General features: G+C 38.1%; 16 protein-coding genes. 7 read left to right on the top strand and 9 right to left on the bottom strand.

Annotated elements, in window-relative coordinates; all coding sequences use genetic code 11:
• Position 1: 1 nt before the first annotated feature.
• Together epmA and ACN19N_RS04320 are read right to left on the bottom strand one after the other, a co-directional pair.
• Positions 2 to 985: an EF-P lysine aminoacylase EpmA gene (gene epmA, locus ACN19N_RS04325; protein WP_420002028.1), complete on the bottom strand. Its 984-nt coding sequence runs from the start codon at positions 983 to 985 to the stop codon at positions 2 to 4.
• A complete protein-coding gene (locus tag ACN19N_RS04320; RefSeq protein WP_420002027.1) occupies positions 982 to 2,049 on the bottom strand; it encodes a 4-phosphoerythronate dehydrogenase in 1,068 nt (355 codons plus the stop codon). Before ACN19N_RS04320 ends, epmA begins: the two co-directional genes overlap by 4 nt.
• A 191-nt stretch (positions 2,050 to 2,240) precedes the next feature.
• Between ACN19N_RS04320 and ACN19N_RS04315 the strand changes: the two genes are divergently transcribed.
• From ACN19N_RS04315 to ACN19N_RS04295, 5 genes are all read left to right on the top strand, one after another.
• Positions 2,241 to 2,615, top strand: a complete 375-nt coding sequence (locus ACN19N_RS04315; RefSeq protein ID WP_269229833.1) for a diacylglycerol kinase — start codon at positions 2,241 to 2,243, stop codon at positions 2,613 to 2,615.
• Between the two features lie 250 nt (positions 2,616 to 2,865).
• Positions 2,866 to 4,083 carry a tyrosine-type recombinase/integrase gene (locus ACN19N_RS04310; RefSeq protein WP_160126733.1) on the top strand — a complete coding sequence of 406 codons (1,218 nt, stop codon included), beginning with the start codon at positions 2,866 to 2,868 and terminating at the stop codon, positions 4,081 to 4,083.
• A gap of 77 nt (positions 4,084 to 4,160) precedes the next feature.
• On the top strand, positions 4,161 to 5,051 hold the full coding sequence (locus ACN19N_RS04305; protein WP_160126628.1) for a hypothetical protein: 891 nt from the start codon (positions 4,161 to 4,163) through the stop codon (positions 5,049 to 5,051).
• A 134-nt stretch (positions 5,052 to 5,185) separates the two neighbouring features.
• Positions 5,186 to 6,667, top strand: a complete 1,482-nt coding sequence (locus ACN19N_RS04300) for a type I restriction-modification system subunit M (RefSeq protein WP_420002026.1) — start codon at positions 5,186 to 5,188, stop codon at positions 6,665 to 6,667.
• A complete protein-coding gene (locus ACN19N_RS04295; RefSeq protein ID WP_420002025.1) occupies positions 6,664 to 7,812 on the top strand; it encodes a restriction endonuclease subunit S in 1,149 nt (382 codons plus the stop codon). The genes ACN19N_RS04300 and ACN19N_RS04295 overlap by 4 nt, the downstream gene beginning before the upstream one ends.
• 29 nt (positions 7,813 to 7,841) lie before the next feature.
• Here ACN19N_RS04295 and ACN19N_RS04290 read toward each other — a convergent pair whose 3' ends face one another.
• Both ACN19N_RS04290 and ACN19N_RS04285 read right to left on the bottom strand, forming a co-directional pair.
• Entirely contained in the window at positions 7,842 to 8,462 is a 621-nt protein-coding gene (locus ACN19N_RS04290) for a hypothetical protein (protein ID WP_267570519.1), read from the bottom strand.
• A 2-nt stretch (positions 8,463 to 8,464) separates the two neighbouring features.
• A complete protein-coding gene (locus ACN19N_RS04285) occupies positions 8,465 to 9,454 on the bottom strand; it encodes an ImmA/IrrE family metallo-endopeptidase (RefSeq protein WP_267570518.1) in 990 nt (329 codons plus the stop codon).
• 195 nt (positions 9,455 to 9,649) lie between these two features.
• On the opposite strand from ACN19N_RS04285, the gene ACN19N_RS04280 reads away from it, so the two are divergent.
• Both ACN19N_RS04280 and ACN19N_RS04275 read left to right on the top strand, forming a co-directional pair.
• Positions 9,650 to 13,090 (top strand): DEAD/DEAH box helicase family protein, encoded by a 3,441-nt coding sequence (locus ACN19N_RS04280; RefSeq protein WP_420002024.1) that lies wholly within the window; start codon positions 9,650 to 9,652, stop codon positions 13,088 to 13,090.
• Between the two features lie 27 nt (positions 13,091 to 13,117).
• Positions 13,118 to 13,330 carry an AAA family ATPase gene (locus ACN19N_RS04275; protein WP_267570516.1) on the top strand — a complete coding sequence of 71 codons (213 nt, stop codon included), beginning with the start codon at positions 13,118 to 13,120 and terminating at the stop codon, positions 13,328 to 13,330.
• 62 nt (positions 13,331 to 13,392) lie between these two features.
• On the opposite strand, the gene ACN19N_RS04270 is transcribed toward ACN19N_RS04275, so the two are convergent.
• The 5 genes from ACN19N_RS04270 to ACN19N_RS04250 form a co-directional block, all read right to left on the bottom strand.
• Positions 13,393 to 13,713 (bottom strand): hypothetical protein, encoded by a 321-nt coding sequence (locus ACN19N_RS04270; RefSeq protein ID WP_267570515.1) that lies wholly within the window; start codon positions 13,711 to 13,713, stop codon positions 13,393 to 13,395.
• A gap of 113 nt (positions 13,714 to 13,826) precedes the next feature.
• Positions 13,827 to 14,210 (bottom strand): hypothetical protein, encoded by a 384-nt coding sequence (locus ACN19N_RS04265; protein WP_004885553.1) that lies wholly within the window; start codon positions 14,208 to 14,210, stop codon positions 13,827 to 13,829.
• Positions 14,211 to 14,238: 28 nt separating this feature from the next.
• Positions 14,239 to 15,000 (bottom strand): hypothetical protein, encoded by a 762-nt coding sequence (locus tag ACN19N_RS04260; RefSeq protein ID WP_267570513.1) that lies wholly within the window; start codon positions 14,998 to 15,000, stop codon positions 14,239 to 14,241.
• Positions 15,001 to 15,023: 23 nt separating this feature from the next.
• Entirely contained in the window at positions 15,024 to 16,607 is a 1,584-nt protein-coding gene (locus tag ACN19N_RS04255) for a CAP domain-containing protein (protein WP_420002023.1), read from the bottom strand.
• Positions 16,608 to 16,636: 29 nt separating this feature from the next.
• Complete coding sequence (locus tag ACN19N_RS04250; RefSeq protein WP_002159601.1) at positions 16,637 to 17,245, bottom strand: hypothetical protein; 609 nt, start codon at positions 17,243 to 17,245, stop codon at positions 16,637 to 16,639.
• Positions 17,246 to 17,961 lie beyond the last annotated feature (716 nt).

Here is a 17,961-nt window from a genome sequence, read left to right as displayed (position 1 = left end):
TTTAAGCGATCTCCGCTGGGAAAGTAATCACTTGATCAATTTTCATCTTATTCATCGCAACCATCAGTAAACGATCAATTCCAAGTGCAATTCCTGAACACTCTGGCATGTCTGGTAACGCTGCTAACAAATGTTGATCCGTTGGAATAATGGGTAATCCTTGTTGAGCACGCTCGATATTATCGGCATCAAAACGTTCAGCTAAAACTTTGGCATCTAAAAGCTCATCATAGGCATTGGCCAGCTCTAAACCCTCAATGTATACCTCGAAGCGTGCTGCGACTAATTCACCATCCTCATCTGTTTTTACCTTAGCCAAAGATGCCATTTCAGGCGGGAAATCAGTTAAAAATACAGGTGCATCAAAGCCTAAACTTGGCTCAACGAAATGCGAAAACAATAAATCCATATAACCCAAACGATCATTTCCTAAATCAAGATTGAGTCCTACACGATTCGCAGTTTCTTTAAGTTGTTTTAAAGTCGCTTGTAAAGGATTAATATCTAAACGATCTTGAAAAGCATGCTTATAACTCAAAATATACGGACGAACTTCACCAAAACGATGTGCCAAACACACTTCTAGTAAATCTGCTGTTTCATGCATTAAACCTTTCAAATCTAAACCTGGTCGATACCATTCCAGCATGGTAAATTCGCTATTATGCTTACGCCCATGCTCATCATCACGGAATACTTTACAGATTTGATAAATTGCTCCGCTACCACTGGCCAATAAACGTTTCATTGGAAATTCAGGTGAAGTCTGTAAGTATTGAGTATTTAATTTGCCATGAATATGACGTTGTACTTGTACAGATGCCAAATGAACATCGGTTACAGCTGCTTGAGACAAAACAGGCGTTTCAACCTCTAATACCTTACGCTCCGCAAAAAACTGACGAATCTTTTGATACATCTCTGCACGTGCTTTTAATGCCTCAATAGAACAAGTCGGTTGATAGGATTTCATATCTTGGCTCATGCTTTTGGTCCACCGTGTGCCGCCCATTCACGGCGTAAAGGATAGTTTTTACGAAGTAAATCAAATGCTTTTTGTTCAACTTTAGCATTTTGAATACAAGCTCTTAATTGTTTATCATCTTCAGCAATATCGTAAATCTGAGTGAGATGTTGTTTAAGCGCAGCTTTTAAATCCTGCTGCCCGAAATATTGTTCTACTTGAGGCAATTGACTCTCAAAACGCTTTGAGGCTTCATAAGAAAATTTATCGCAAAATGCCTCATAAATCATCTGCGTTCCTCTCGCTTTGCCTTCAAGGCTATACCCTGCAATATGTGGGGTTGCTAAAGCCAACATATTTAATAAAATTTCAGGAATTTCTGGTTCAAACTCGAAGACATCCAAGATAACTTTACGATTGTTTTTTTTAATATCGCTCATCAATGCAGATTGTTGAATCACGGGCCCACGCGCACTATTAATCAAAATTGCGGATGCTTTCATTGCAGCAAACGTAGCATCATTAAACAAGTGTTGCGTTGGATAATCACCAGCTAAGGTTAAAGGCACATGAATTGAAATCGCATCTGCCCGTTTTAACAACTCATGAAATGAAACATTTTCAATATGACTTAATTGCACATAAGGGTCATAGCCAATCACATTCCAACCCAACAATTGAGCCGTCACTGCGAGTCGACTCCCTACATTGCCTAAGCCAACAATTGCTAATGTAAAAGCTTTCTCTTGTTCTAATAAGTCGATATTCAAATGCAATAAAGCAGTAATCACATATTCAGCAACGGCTTGCGCATTGCAGCCCGCAGCATTACTCCATGCAATATGCTGCTGTTCCAAAGCTTGAATATCTAGATGATCTGTACCAATTGTCGCACTACCCACAAATTGAATCTTGGTCTGATCAATTAAGGCATGATTCACTTTGGTCACAGACCGAACCAAAAGTGCATCTGCATCCTGTACATCTACATGCGTGAGTGTACGCCCTGCTTTATGCTGTATTTCTGCAAATTCCGCAAAGAAATAATCGGTAAATGCCAAATTTTCATCTGCGATAATTTTCATGCAATACTTTCCATCGATTTGTATGTGCTTATTATCCTTAGCGCAAAGGAAATTGACAAATCAAATCTGAATGTTGCGGTTAAAATGGCCATAAACACTACATTTTTAATGCAATCATGCGACTTATTGCCAATCCTCTGTCTTATTTTTAATTTTATAATAGTAGTGTTTTCTTCATAAGCAGTTTTATTATGACGCCTTACTCTCCCTACAAAGGCAAAAGTGGTATCAAACGTATTTTTAATGCAACAGGCTATTCCCTTGCAGGGTTTAAAGCAGCGTTTAGTCATGAAGCTGCATTTAGACAAGTCCTTTTACTTAATTTGATTTTGATCCCAATCAGTTTTTTTGTTCATGTATCAGCCCTAGAACAAGCACTCATGGTGGCTGTTTGTTTGCTTGCAATTATTGTTGAACTATTTAATTCAGCAATTGAAGCTGTAGTTGATCGTATTTCTTTAGAAAAACACCAACTTTCTAAAAATGCAAAAGACATGGGCAGTGCTGCGCAATTTGTTTCTCTTGCGATTATATTTTTTACATGGATGATTATTTTATTTCGATAAGTCATTATAAATTCTAAATAAAAAAATCCCTGCATTAGCAGGGATTTTTTTAATCTAGGAAGAAGATGTAATTACATCATGCCAATTAATAATCTAACCTTCACTAAATACAAATTACATTACAACCTATCCAATTGATTTAAAAATATTTTTATTCTAACGGTCCATAACAATGTGATACATGCAATTACCAATTTTTGTGAGTAAGATTGTGAGTAAGCACTTTCAAAAATACCGTTACTCACAACATATGCTAAACGATCTTAAAATCAAAAGCTTAAAACCACGTGAAGAATTATACCGCGTGGCTGATCATTCAGGACTCTGTATAGAAATCCGCCCATCTGGTAGCAAATTCTGGCGTTATCGCTACCGATTTCTTACTAAAGCAAAAATGCTCACAATCGGTCAATATCCCGAAATTACTTTAGCATACGCTCGCTTGAAAACAATGGAATATCGAGAACAACTCGCTAAAGGAGTAGACCCAATAAGCCACCAGAAAAAAGAACGCCTTGAAGCAATCAAAGCAAATAATGGTACATTCCTTTTAGTCGCCAACGAATTTATGAATTCTCGAAAATCTCAACAATCAAAGGAATGGGAACAACGCCGCAGCAGTTATTTTGAGAAAGATGTTTATCCTCTTATCGGTAATAAACCTATTCATGAGATCGACTCGATTGATATTAAAAATGTTCTTGATAGTACTATGGCAAGAATCAAAAAATCAGGAAGAGGTACAGGGGAAGTTAAGGGAATTTTTGTTAGGCAAATAATAGGTGAAGTCATGGAATATGCCATTATCACAAAACGTATTTCTATTGACCCTACCTACGTCCTTAGAGGCTACATAAAGCAGCCAGAAGTAACTCATGCCAGACCCTTGACCGAATCTGAAAAAAGAGAACTTATGTCTAAGCTCAATACATACGGTGGCTCTACTAGTACAAGGAATGCTATCAAAGTGGCAACATATACATGGCTTAGAAGCATTGAAATACGTCGAGGCAAAAAGGAATATATTAATTTTGAAGAGAAGACGTGGACTATTCCAGCAGTATCACAGGCTGATATTTTGGCTGGAAAGCGTAATATGAAAAAGAACAGAATGCATGTTGTTCCTTTATCAAATCAAGCCATACAAATCATTAGAGAGCAATTTGCTCTTTACCCCAATAGCGAATATATTTTTGCAGGTGAAGATGGTGAAATGATGGGTAAAACTACATTAAATACTGCCCTTCATAATATGAAATTAGAATTCAGCATGCATGCCCTAAGAGCAACAGCTTCTACAATTGCAAATGAGAATGGTTTTAATAAGGATTGGGTTGAAATACAGCTTGCCCACGTATCGGACAATAAAACACGGGCGACATACAATCATGCTCAATGGTTAAATGATCGTAAAATTATGATGCAATGGTGGGCTGATCATGTAGATAGTTGGGGCTTTGTTTCATAAACAACTGACACACCTACATGTATCACTTATAGCTATATTTATAGTTTTGAAACACAAGTCTAATGAGATTTAAAAACATGAATAATAAATTTAAGGGCGATCTTGATTTTTATGAATTAGAAGATACAAGTCATCGCCTTGAAGTAATTGAGCTCATACTTAGAGAGGATGAAATCCCCTTCTCAATGAAATGGGCTTATGGGGCTGGGAATTCTGATATTTGGCTTTTTGACGGTATTGCAGTAAAAAAGGAAGGTATCTTCATCGCTGAAAATGTCATTGGAAAAAAGTATCACGGATCATCTGGTGACGATGATGGGAACACCATTATTTTTAAGCAATTAAAGTTTGATCATGAGTATGGTGAGCTTGATGTGTTTGGTACGATTAAATACAAAGCCCAAGTTTTTGACTTCGAGGGCTTGCTTGAGCAAAGTGATTTTTCTTCACCAGCGATTCAAAACAGAATGGAAGAAACTAGAAAAAAACGAAATTTAGACGCGTCTTTCGCAAGAGGCTCACGAAGAAATAATCGATTATTTTTTATTACAACTGAATTAGAGCAATTGCCGATCTATTTCAAATCCTATATTAAAGAAAATCGCATTTTTTTAGCAGAAGCAAAAAAATATGAAGACGTTTTAGGTAAATTGAACCTAGCAAAAAATGTATTAAGTTGGGCTCATGAGTGTAAAAAAGTTATCAGTGATTTTGAAAAGAAAATAAATGACATTCAGGATAATCCTGAAAAATTGTACGTATTTTTTGATGATGAAAAACTAGACTTTGCTAATCTGCTAATGGAAATCTTAGATCAAGAACCAGATACATACTTCATTGACTTTGATTTATTGGATCAGGAACAACAAGAGTACTGCAAAGATACAGAGACTTACTTTGAAGATATTTACATTAAACTTAGAAGTATTGGCTACGAAGTTTATCACGCTTGGATTGATGCAAAATAAAATGATTTGATGCCAATATCTCAAAAATATTGGCATTTTTTTGCGACACAAGTTGTCTCATCTTTCTAATTTATCATAGCTTTTCCCCAACAAATCCACCACAATACTCTCAAAGAAATTTGAGAGTCATCAGCGTGATAACAGGCGAGATTAAAAGCAAAATTGACCAGATTTGGAATGCATTTTGGAGTGGTGGTATTTCCAATCCACTCGAAGTTATGGAACAAATGACGTATTTGCTGTTTATTCGCCGTCTTGATGAAATTCAAATTACAAAAGAAAAGAAAGCCAATCGTTTAAAGAAAGCTGTAGACCATCCCATTTTCACCGCAGAGCAAGATCATCTTCGTTGGTCGAAATTCATCACTTTAGGCGATGCTGCAACGCTATATAACACCGTTGCGAATGAAGTCTTTCCATTCATTAAAAATTTGGGTGCTGAAGACGAAACGACATATAGCCATCACATGAAGGATGCACGTTTTACCATTCCTACACCTGCTCTTTTAACCAAAGTGGTGGATTTGGTTGCTGATGTGCCAATGGATGACAAAGATACAAAGGGTGATATTTACGAGTATATGCTCGGTAAGATTGCCTCAGCAGGTCAAAATGGTCAGTTCCGTACACCTCGCCATATCATCAAGATGATTGTGGAGCTGATGCAGCCAAAGCCAACCGATACGATCTGTGATCCTGCGTGTGGTACAGCAGGTTTCCTTGTTGCTGCAAGTGAATATCTAAACGATCATCACAGCACTGAGATTTTTGCCAATCCTGAAGCAGCAAAACGCTTTAGTGAAGAAACCTTCTTTGGCTATGATTTTGACAGCACCATGCTTCGTATTGGTTCAATGAATATGATGCTGCATGGTGTAGAAAACCCACGAATTGAAAACCGTGATTCTTTAAGCGAAACGCATTCACATATTGAAAGTAAGTACAGTCTGATTCTTGCCAATCCTCCTTTTGCAGGCAGTTTGGACAATGAAAGTTGTGCTAAGAATATTCAGGCTGTCGTAAAAACTAAAAAGACTGAATTGTTATTTTTAGCTTTATTTTTACGTTTGCTGAAAACTGGTGGTCGTGCTGCGGTCATTGTGCCTGATGGTGTGCTCTTTGGTTCATCTACAGCGCATAAGGCATTGCGTCAGAAGATTGTGGAAGAGCAAAAGCTAGAAGCAATTATTTCCATGCCTTCTGGTGTGTTTAAACCTTATGCAGGTGTTTCTACAGCGATTATGATTTTCACCAAAACCATGTCTGGCGGTACGGACAAAGTTTGGTTTTATGACATGCAGGCAGATGGTTATTCGCTTGATGATAAGCGTAACGAGCTAGATGCATCTAAGCATGAAAATAACAACATTCCTGACATTATTGCCCGTTTTAAAAACTTAGAGGGTGAAAAAGACCGTAAAGCGACTGAGCAAAGTTTCTTGGTGGATAAAGCTGATATTGCTGCCAATGGTTATGATTTGTCGATTAACCGCTATAAAGAAGTGGTGTATGAGCAAGTGGAATATGAAGCACCAAGTAAAATTTTGGCGGATTTAGAAGCGCTTGAGCAGGATATTTTAAAAGGAATGGCTACGCTTAAGGAGATGCTTAAGTGATCAGTAGAAATTCGTTAGGAAATATTTACCCGATTAAAAAATTAGGTGATGTAGCAGATTTTTTGGATTCTAGACGAAAACCTGTAAAAGAATGTGATCGTATAATTGGACCATATCCATACTACGGAGCTAATGGTTTACAAGGATGGATTAACGACTTCTTATTTGATGAGAATTTAATTCTTTTAGCAGAAGATGGGGGGCATTTTGATAATCCTGACAGAGGCGTGGCTTATAAAATTTCAGGTAAAACTTGGGTAAATAACCATGCTCATGTAATTAAACCTAAAGAAGGTGTGGATTTAGATTATCTCTGTAGAGTTTTAGAAAATTATGATTTAACTCCGTGGATTACAGGTACAACTAGAGGAAAATTAACAAAAGGTGGTGCTTCAGAAATACTGATCCCACTCCCACCACTTTCCGAACAACGCCGCATTGCGTCAATTTTAGATCAAGCGGACGAGCTACGCCAAAAACGTCAGCAAGCGATTGAAAAGTTAGATCAGCTTTTACAAGCCACCTTTATTGATATGTTTGGCGATCCTGCCAGTAATCCTAAAGGGTGGAATTTAGGTAAATTGGGTGATGTTATTCATTCTGCAAAAGATGGTCCACACGTTAGTCCAAATTACTCTGAAACAGGAATTCCTTTTTTATCTACTCGACATGTAAGAGCAGGAAAAATAGTTTGGGACGACTTAAAATTCATCACAGAAGAAGATGCTCAGATACATTGGAAAAAATGTAAACCTACTAGAGGTGATCTTCTTTATACCAAAGGTGGGACAACTGGTTTAGCAGCAGTTGTCGATACAGATTTAGATTTTGCTGTCTGGGTTCATGTGGCTTTATTAAAGACAAACCACGATAAAGTAAGATCTGAATGGTTAGTTTCCATGCTCAATACACAATATTGTTATGAACAATCTCAAAGGTACACTCATGGAATAGCAAATCGTGATTTAGGGCTCAAAAGAATGGTTAATATTGAAATGTATATTCCATCATTAGATGAGCAAGATAAATTCGTTAATTTTAAAAATAAATTAATGAAAAGTAATTTATTATTTGAAAATAGTAATTCCTATTTTGAACAGCTATTCAAATCATTACAAAACCAAGCATTTAACGGCACTTTATGAATCTTAAATAGTGCCTAAATCATATTGTTTTAGGCACTATTTAATAAATGAGATTCTGCTAATAATGGCTTTAATTCAGAACAATAAGAAGATAAGCATGCAATTGCATGTTCAGCAGCTCTTTGCTCACCAAAAGCCAAGTTTAATGTGCCATCAACCACACAACGTTCTATGACCTTCTGATTAATCACATCAAAGCTCAATCGGGAAATTAAAATAAGCATCGCAGTTTCTAAAGTATAGACTCGCCCATTCAAGCCATTTGCAATTTCGTTTAATGATGGTGCATTTAATAGGGATGACAAACAACGCTTATCACCTGTGGCAAGTTTGGAAGATGGGCTGTTGTAAGCTGATAAAATTAATTGTGCTTCACCACCATCAATGTTTTGAGTATTCAGTAATTTATCCAAGAGCTCAGTTTGTGGCACAACATCTTGGATGATGGCAGTACGCCCAAGAAATTCCTGTAATTGTTGAATGGCTTGAGGATTATTTAATTTCTTTCTACTTTGTTGGGGGATTGAAAATTTTGCGCTGGGAGTAACAAAAACATCAATTTCCTGAGTTTGTATTGCTTCACAGAATGGTATAAGTAAATCACAACCGGCTAATTTGATTAAAATATCATTATCAGCAAATACTATCACATTTACATCCCAATCAAATGACGCAAAGCCTTTTCATCGTCAAGGCGATCTACATCAACGTGTTGCATAAAAGTTGATTTTGCAACGTCTTGATCAGACTCCTTAACATTGAGATGCCTTACTAATGCTTTACATGCACTATTCGCTATCGCCATACACTGATTGGTATGTCCATAATTCAATACAATATGCAGAGGATCAACCTTATGTTCACGTCCTACAGTTAGTGCTGAATTTGCCAATTGGTTGGGGTATAAGCTTCTGGCTGCTTTATAAGCAGCATTGTCTTTGCCAGTCAATAATTCAAGTGCAAATTGATTGGCTGCTTGCTCAATATCTTCATTATCATTTTCATTGATTTTTTCATCAATGATCCAATGATCGTTACTGACATGACCCAAAATAATATGGCCAAGCTCATGTGCTAAGTGAAAAACTAGATAACCATGTTTATGCTTACTGGTCAGGATAATGACAGGACGATCATAAAGCTGCAAAGCTAATCCTTGCATTTTTGGAGAGGGTAAATTTTCTACAAAAATAACAGGAATACCAATTTCCCAGCAGTAATCTAACAAAATATTAAAGTCGACCCACGGACAATTCCGACTTATTAAAGTTTCCCGTATGCCTTGAGCAGATAAATTCTCTAAGTGAGCTAAAGGTGAGTCATAAGCTTCAAGTGTTAATCTCCCAGCAAGAGAGGAAAGTGCAACGGCTTTGCTTAAATCAGATTCTTGCACATTCTTAGCATGTTTAAATTTATGCTGAGGGAAATTAAAACACGGATTTGCTTCACCAATTAGACTACTATACTGAATACTCAAATATTTTGAGAGTATTAACGATGCTTCCTGTAAACCAGCAGGTGTTTGGGCAATATCGTCATGCCACCACACAGGAAGTAACTGCTTAATATTTTTTTGCTGGAAGCCTAAATGTTGAAGCTTTGTATATAGGGTTTGCATTGGGCTAATTGTTTTTTTAGTCATAGCAATCTCCTTTGATAATACAAATACTAAAAAATTATTGTGAAACATTATAGTTAGTTCTGTGGAACAATACTATTTGTTTTTTCATATTTTAAAGGAAAACAAATACAGATTTTTATATGGAGTGTGTATAATTTTATTGATTATTAGATATAAATTAACTAATTGTTAAAATTAAAAAATAGTGGAGAGATGATGAGCAATTTTCAGTTTTTAGAACCTGAATTTAAAAGCTTGGCAGCCACCGCCAAAGAAGCCGAAAAGCTCGTGTATATTTCCCCTCAATTTGCACTTGCTGCTGCTCGAAGCTCGCTTGAAAGTCTTGTACTGTGGCTGTATCAATACGACAAAAAATTGACCCAACCTTATGATGCTTCGCTACATAACTTACTCAACGACCTCAAATTTAAAGACCTGATTCCCCCCTATATTTGGGACAAAATGGACAATATCCGCATGGTCGGCAACAGTGCCGTACATGGGAAAAAGTTCAAACAACTCACCACCGAAGAAACTGTAAAACACATCAGCCATTTATTCCTGATGTATGTCTGGTTTGAACGTAACTATGGTTCACCTTCAAAAGACCGTTCACAATCGATTTTATTTAACCCAAAACTAATACCGAATGCTGACAATATTCAGCAAATCACCGCCAACAAAGAAGAACTGCAAAAAGAAACAGAAGCTAAAGAAAAACAGTTTGCTGAACAACATAAAGCTTTACGGGAACGTGAACAAAAATTATTTGAACTGTCCGCAAGTTTAGAAGAACGTGAAAAATTACTTGCAAATATAGATGCTGAACTTGCACAAAAACGTGCAGACGTTGAACAAGCCAAAATTGCCAACAGCAAAATCGAAGACCATACCGACTATAAAGAAGACGAAACCCGAAAACTTAAAATTGACCTCATGCTTGAAGAAGCAGGTTGGGAAATCGGTACAACAGTTCGAGAAGAAGTTGCTGTAACAGGTATGCCAAGCCCATCGGGTAAAGGTGCAGTGGATTATGTGTTGTATGATGCCAATGGTTTACCTTTGGCTGTGGTTGAAGCTAAACGCACATCGACTGACCCTGATATTGGACAACAACAAGCCAAGCTCTATGCAGACTGCCTAGAACAACAAACAGGACAACGTCCTGTCATATTCTATACCAATGGTTACAAAACCCGAATCTGGAATGATGTGCAAGGTGGCCCACCACGCTTAGTTCATGGCTTTTATACGCAGGCAGAACTCAAACGCTTGATCGAAAGACGTAAGAACAACCCTGATTTAAGCAGCTTCCCGATCAATGCGGAAATTGTCGAGCGTTACTACCAAACTCGTGCCATCAAAGCCATGCTTGCAGCCTATCAACGTAAAGAACGGGCTGGCTTACTGATTATGGCAACAGGCACAGGTAAAACCCGTACTGCCATTGCACTGGTCGATGTGCTGATGAAAGCCAATGTAGTGCAAAAAGCCTTATTCCTTGCAGACCGCACTTCATTGGTCAATCAAGCGCACAATGCCTTTAAAGCCAATTTAAAAGATGCCTTATTCGTCAATTTGCTTGAGGATAAAAACCAAGTGGGTCGAGTCTATTTCTCGACCTATCAAACCATGATCGGCTTAATTGACGAAAAAAATGCCGATGGCACACGCCAATTCGGTACAGGCATGTTTGACCTAATTATTATTGATGAAGCACACCGCAGCGTTTACCAAAAATTTGGCGAGATTTTTAAATACTTCGATAGTTTGCTTGTTGGTTTAACCGCAACGCCACGAGATGAAGTAGATCGTGATACATACGCACTGTTTGGCTTAGAAAGCGGTGTACCGACTGATTACTACGACCTCGATCAAGCCATTGCCGATGGCTATCTTGTGCCACCGAAAGCTTATTCTGTTCCGCTTAAATTTATGCGTGAAGGCGTGAAATATGACGAACTCTCAGAAGAGGAAAAACAACACTGGGACAGTCTAAATTGGGGCGATGAAGATGCACCTGAAGAAGTCTCAGCATCCAAAATCAATAAAGAGCTGTTTAATACAGGCACGATTGATTTAATGCTTAAGCACTTAATGGAAAATGGTATTAAAACCGAAGGCGGTGATCGTTTGGGTAAAACTATTATCTTTGCCGTCAATCAAAAACATGCCCAGTTTATTGCTGATCGCTTCAATGAAAACTATCCGCAATATGATGGTAAGTTTGCCCGTGTCATTACTCATGCCACTAAGTATCCACAAAGCTTAATTGATGACTTTAGCAAGAAAGATTTACCTGAGCCACAGATTGCGATTTCAGTGGATATGCTCGATACAGGCATTGATGTACCTGAAGTGGTCAACTTAGTATTCTTTAAAGCTGTACGTTCTAAAGTGAAGTTTATGCAGATGATTGGGCGTGGTACACGACTCTGCAAAGAATTGTTTAGCCCTGAAGAGGATAAAAAAGAATTCTTTATTTTCGATTATTGCTCTAACTTTGAATACTTCAATGAAAACCCTGATGGTGCGCCTGTATCGACCATAGAGCCACTCGGACAACGTTTGTTTAAAGCACGTTTAAATATCCTGAGTCTGCTCAATGCGAAGGACGATGCCACCGAAGAGCTAAAAGCTGTACAGCAAGATCTACGTCAGAGTTTACAGACCGAAGTAAAGTCGATGAATAATGACAACTTCATTGTGAAATCTGAACTTGAGCATGTTGAACATTTCAAAAATGATGATGCTTGGAACAACTTAGATGATCTTGCCATCGGTACATTACGAGAACACATTTCGAAACTCCCGAATCAGCTTGAGCCTGAAACTTTAGAAGCTAAATTGTTTGATATGCTTTGCTACAACCTTGAGTTGGCAGTATTGGAAAAGAACAATACAGCAACTCAAAGCTATGCCAATAAAGTGATTGAAATTGCTTCTAAATTGGAGAGCAAAGAAAATATTCCTGTTGTTGCAGAACAGATTGCGCTAATTCAAGACATTCAAACCGTTGAATATTGGAAAGGCATCACCTTGCCAATGTTAGAGGCGATGCGAAAACGTATTCGCGGCTTGGTGAAGCTGATTGAAAAATCGACCTCGACCATTGTGTATTCTATGCTCGATGATGAAATTGGACAGATGCAAGCAGTTGATATCCCAGTCGTTTCAAGCGGGGTAAACCTTGCACAGTACCGTAAGCGAGTTGAAAGCTTTATTAAAGCCAATGAAAACCACATTACCATTGCGAAGTTAAAGCGTGGTTTAGCACTGACACCGACCGATCTAAGTGAGTTAGAACGCTTTGTTTTTGAAGCGCAAGAAGTAGAAAGCCGAGATAAATTTGAAGAATGTTTTGGGACAGATCAATCATTGCCAATGTTCATCCGCTCATTGGTCGGTTTGGATCGGAAAGCCGTACAAGAAGCCTTTTCTAAGTATTTACAAGGCTCAAGCTATAACGAAAAGCAAATCCGCTTTATTGAAATGATGATTGATCATTTGACTCTAAACGGTGTGCTGGATGCGGCACAACTTTATGAACCACCATTTAACCAAATCCACTATGAGGGAATTGACGGTGTGTTTGGTGACGCAGATGCTGACAACATATTTGGGGTTGTTGAAGCTTTTAATGAAGCGGTGGCGTAAGTTTTAAATAATTAAATAGGTATAGCTGTGCATATTAAAAAATTATCAATTGAGGGATATCGTTGTTTTTCAGAGCATTTTGAAATCAACTTTAGAAAAGGGTTAAATGTAATTGTTGGAGAAAATGGGGCTGGTAAAACAAGTATTATTAACTCCTTTCGTCAACTAGATGTCCAGTTGGAAAAGAATATGCAAGAAACAAAGCCATTAATTTTTAAAGACTTAATGAAAAGTAATTAATGCCTATTATAGAATAGTAACCATAATTTTACTTAAACTTTGATAGTTCAGGATCAGTGAGGTCAAATAGATTTAGGATTAATTTGTATTTTCTTTCTATAATTTTGCTTCCGTCTTCTAGAATTATGCTTCCAACTTTTTGCAACTTTATAGACATAAGCAGGTAAATCATCCCTTTCATCAGGCAAGCCCGTACCTCGTGCAACACGAAGTTTTAAAGGATAGTTCTTATATTCAATCAAATGAAGAAAATAAAAACTACGCTCTTGACGTGTGCTGAACTTTTTATGATACACACTTCGCAGATGAGGATATCGTTTCCGTATACCGTCATTAGGATGAGTGTTTGCAGGTTGTAGATACTGAAATTTTAGCTTTTTCATGTTTCCTCCTAGATTAAGTTATCTAGAAGGGATCCTCTGCGTAGTAATTCATGTTTTAAAAACTTCTGGTAATTTCGTTTTAGCTTTGTATATTTAGCCTACCCTAGATCAAGCTATTTAAAATAATAGCCTAGCGTATCGTCTTTTGAATCTCCCCACCCCGTCCATATCTGGGTCAATTTTACATAATGCTGATTAACGCTTTGAACTTTATATAAATAGCTACGTGGTGGAGAAATATTATTCGTTCGTACTTTCTCAATTAAAATAAAAGTCTTGTCATCTAGCCATTTTACTCGAAGTGGTAAAGGATCTTGGCATTGCCCCATTTCGGCATACATTGCTGCATCCTTACCATTTTTGGCAAAAGACAATCCTGCGCATTCAGTATCTGGCAAATCTAAGACCAGACGCTTTCCTACTAGGCTTTCTTTCGCGCCTGCACAAGCTAGTGTTGAAAGACTTAAACATAATCCTGCGAATATTAATTTTTTCATTTGATTTGACTCTTTATTTATTTGGAAGTTAAAACACATTATCAATAAAGCCACACTGTAAAATGTGCTGTGAAGAATTGACTGGGTTGTCATAAAGACTGATAAAAGCAATCATGTCATTTAGATAAGAAGTGTCACGTTTATAGGACTGGGTATAGATATAAATCTGTTTGGGTGTATAGATCTTTTGATTTTGGAAGACTTCGCCATTAAAGACCTTTAAATGTGGATATTGCTGAAAGACTTTTTGGGTTTTACTTTTATTTGGATCATCATGCATAGAAGCTTTATCCCACTGCTGTTTAAAGCTTTTGAATTGCTGTCCTGTATAGTGACTGAATTTAATATTTAATCCGCTCTCAATTTTTTGTTTAGTTGTGCCGATGTCATCTCTACGATAGATCGATGTACTTGCTCCTGCAACACTGACATGCATTGAGGTCTCAATCCGTTGAATCGGATTACTTTTGTTTCTAGGAAGATAGACGGTTGTTTCAGGGCAGTCCTGACAGAAATTTTCATCATCTGGATCATCAATAATGCCAGCCTTTTGCTTGCTATATTGCTGTTGAAATTGTTTCTGAAGTTTGGAAATCGCTGATGTTGGTATATCTGCCCAGTCACCCAACGCCAATTGGTTACTAAAAGATTCTTCTTTTTCAGCCCAATCCAAACAGGATAAGCCTTGCTCCAGTGTTAAAGATGAGGCAGAAATAGGTTGAGCCGTCGCGGTGTGTATCATGAACAGCGAGATACTCGTGACAAGAAATTCTTTAATCATACATCTCATTTTGTTGTTGTCCTTATTTTCGCTTAACGATCATTCACGTTAAACCAGTAGGAATATTCTTTAGGCTGACCATTCACCAAGACATTGCTGAGTTTGACATCGTAGATCACGTTCAATTTCAAATCGTCAAAGTTAAACTGGATATGGTTGGGAACTCCGATATTTTCATAGCGGATATTGCTGATCTTCTGTTTAACTCCACTACTGCGTTCAGTGACAACAACAATCGCTTTGGCGTAGTCCACATTGCGATTGGCAAAAAAATTCTTTTGATCAGTTAATATTGAAATCGAGAGAATTGAACCCGCCATATAATATTTGGCTGGATAGTTGTGGTAAGGATAGGCAATCACCCCAAGTGGTGCAGTGGTTGCATGATTAAAGGGATAAACCACTTTATAGGACGTACCCACCACATAAGGGAATCGGGTATCCCTAAACGAGGGTGCATTGACTGAACCATACGCCGATTTTTGTAAGAATGGATTGAGCATCCAGAGGCGATGCCCCACATCTCCTGCAAACAGATTTAATTTATCATGCACCATATTGGTAATGCTTTCGGCAGGTGAATAGTCATATTTATTCTGTCTTACCCCCATTTCCAGACTACTGGTTTTTGCACCTACCGCACCAATATCGGAATAGCAGTTTGTGTTAGCTTCGGGATAATGCGTCAAGATATTGTTGGCAGCAAGAATCAGTGCCGTCTGCATCATTTCATCTTCACGGGCATAGTCGTATGTAATACTTGGCAGCCCATGCAAAGCGCGAACGGTATTGAGTTCATTTAAAAATTCATTTCTAAACTTTGCACTGAGCTTACCTGCATAACAGTTGTTGATATCTGATGCTTCAATCATGGATGAGGCTTTAAACACATCAAAACTGATTGTCTGACTTTCTGCTGCCAGTGTTTTGACATCACCCTCCTGGGTGAGTTTAAGGGTACATGCACCCGCACTAATCCCCTTTAGTTCACCATTAGAATAAGTACAGGTTGCTGAAGAAAGGCTATTGATTTTGACAGGAAGTTTGGCACTGGATTCAGCATCCAATGAATAAATACTATCCGTCAGGATGTATTTCATTTTAAGTGGAGTAATGGTTTGCTTGGTCTTAGTTATACAAACATTATTTTCTAGATATTGGTCCGCCACACAAGTCACATTGACGGTCATGCTGCTATTGAGTGGTAGAACTTTTCCCGTCCCTTCCTGTGTCAGTGCCAGACTACACTGACCAACTTTAAGCGCTTTGAGTTCACTGCCACTTACACTACAGATGTAGGGTGTATTACTGCTAAAAGTTACTGCCAGACCTTGATCCGTCTTCAGCGATAATGGATAGCTTTGACCTTGGATCAGGTTACTCAATGGGAATGCCTGAATGTTCTGCACTACCTTGTTTTTACATGTACCCTCTTCCAGATATTGGCTTTCAGCACAGGGCACTGGCTTAGGATTGGTATTGCCATTATCTGGATTACCCGTTCCGCCGCCATTGGAAGAACTGGAATCTCCACCTGAACCACCACCACATCCGACCATGACTGTAATGATTGCCAGCATCAGCACAGATGGCATAAAGGTTTTTGAAATCATCATGATAACTGCCTTAAATTTTTATATTGTTGTTATTGATAATGATCAGCCGAAAGGAGTTGACGGATTTCACTGGCCATTTGTGGACTACGCCAAGGAAATAGGACTTTTAAGCTGTAATTCGGTTTGAACGGATCTCGTGTGCCGATATTGACTTGAAACTCTCGTTTCATCGGTGTGCGATGGACCTGTTGATTGACATGTGTTCCCATCATTGGATTGCTGATCACAGTGGTCGTGGTTCTAAAGTTATCTTCGACTAAGTTGTAGTGTCCAACGGAAGTGATGTAATCAAAGGGATATTTCACGAGGCGTTGATCTGGCTGATCAAACAGGATAATGGTTTTATCTTGGCTATTAATCCAAACACCACGGTTTTGGTAGTTAAAAGTTTCTCCTTGACGCTTCAGTTGTTCAGTCATCCCGTCAAAGTAGGTATTTCCATATTCATAAAGGTAGTAAAGGATCACAAACCAGAACAGGTCAAAGCCAAAGAAGATGTAACCGAAAGCACCAAAGGAGAAGATTTTGGCAACGATGAGAAAGATCACGATGGGTAAGACCACACATTTTATAAAGAGCTTGGATTTTTGTGGACGGTGTTCAATGGGTATGATTTTGGGTTTGCTTAATTCAGTCATGGTTGTTTCCCGCATGTTCAATGCAATGCACAATCACCAGCAGATATAAAAAGGTTTATTTTATAGGCGTGACTTAGCCATCCACCGTTGGATTGTTCTTGTAAAAATGTTATTTGAATACAGACGAATAATAAAAATTAGCCGTATCGCCCTCGTTGCAAAGCACAACAAGGTTGAACATGGGGTGAAACACAAATCAAAAAAGATTGGTACAGCATGAGAAGCTCCTTGTGTTAAGAAGTTCTACCAATTACTGCTAAATAATGGTGGCAGAACGAGAGCGGGTTAGCAGACTGGAACACAAGAATCCAGCACGTCCGAAGACGTCCCCCTCCCGTTCCACCGCAGAGGGGCACGAGGGGATAAACACTAAAAGACAAGTCCTTTAATGCTCTTGTGTTGGACGGTCTGCTAAAACCGACTGGCAATGTAGGCCAGCGAGCTCATATTAATTTTATCCAGCGCTTTAGTCAATTTTACAAAGCGCTAAAATCTATACAATTAGATTCGCCAAATGTAATCGCATTAAGTCTTTGATTTTTCCCATAAGGTCAAATTACTCCGATCGATCGGCTCATTTTGCTTTGATGGATGAGGCTAAAATGGACTGTTGTTCTCTATTAAAATAAAACAATAAAATAAAGAATTAAATCAGGCTCAGTTCAGCTTTTACATTCAACGCATTGAGATGAATGAATGCCTAATGAGCTGTTAAT

It is taken from the genome of Acinetobacter sp. LF10 (assembly GCF_048585715.1).
GTDB lineage: Bacteria > Pseudomonadota > Gammaproteobacteria > Pseudomonadales > Moraxellaceae > Acinetobacter.
This window is presented reverse-complemented; position numbering and strand designations above follow the sequence as displayed.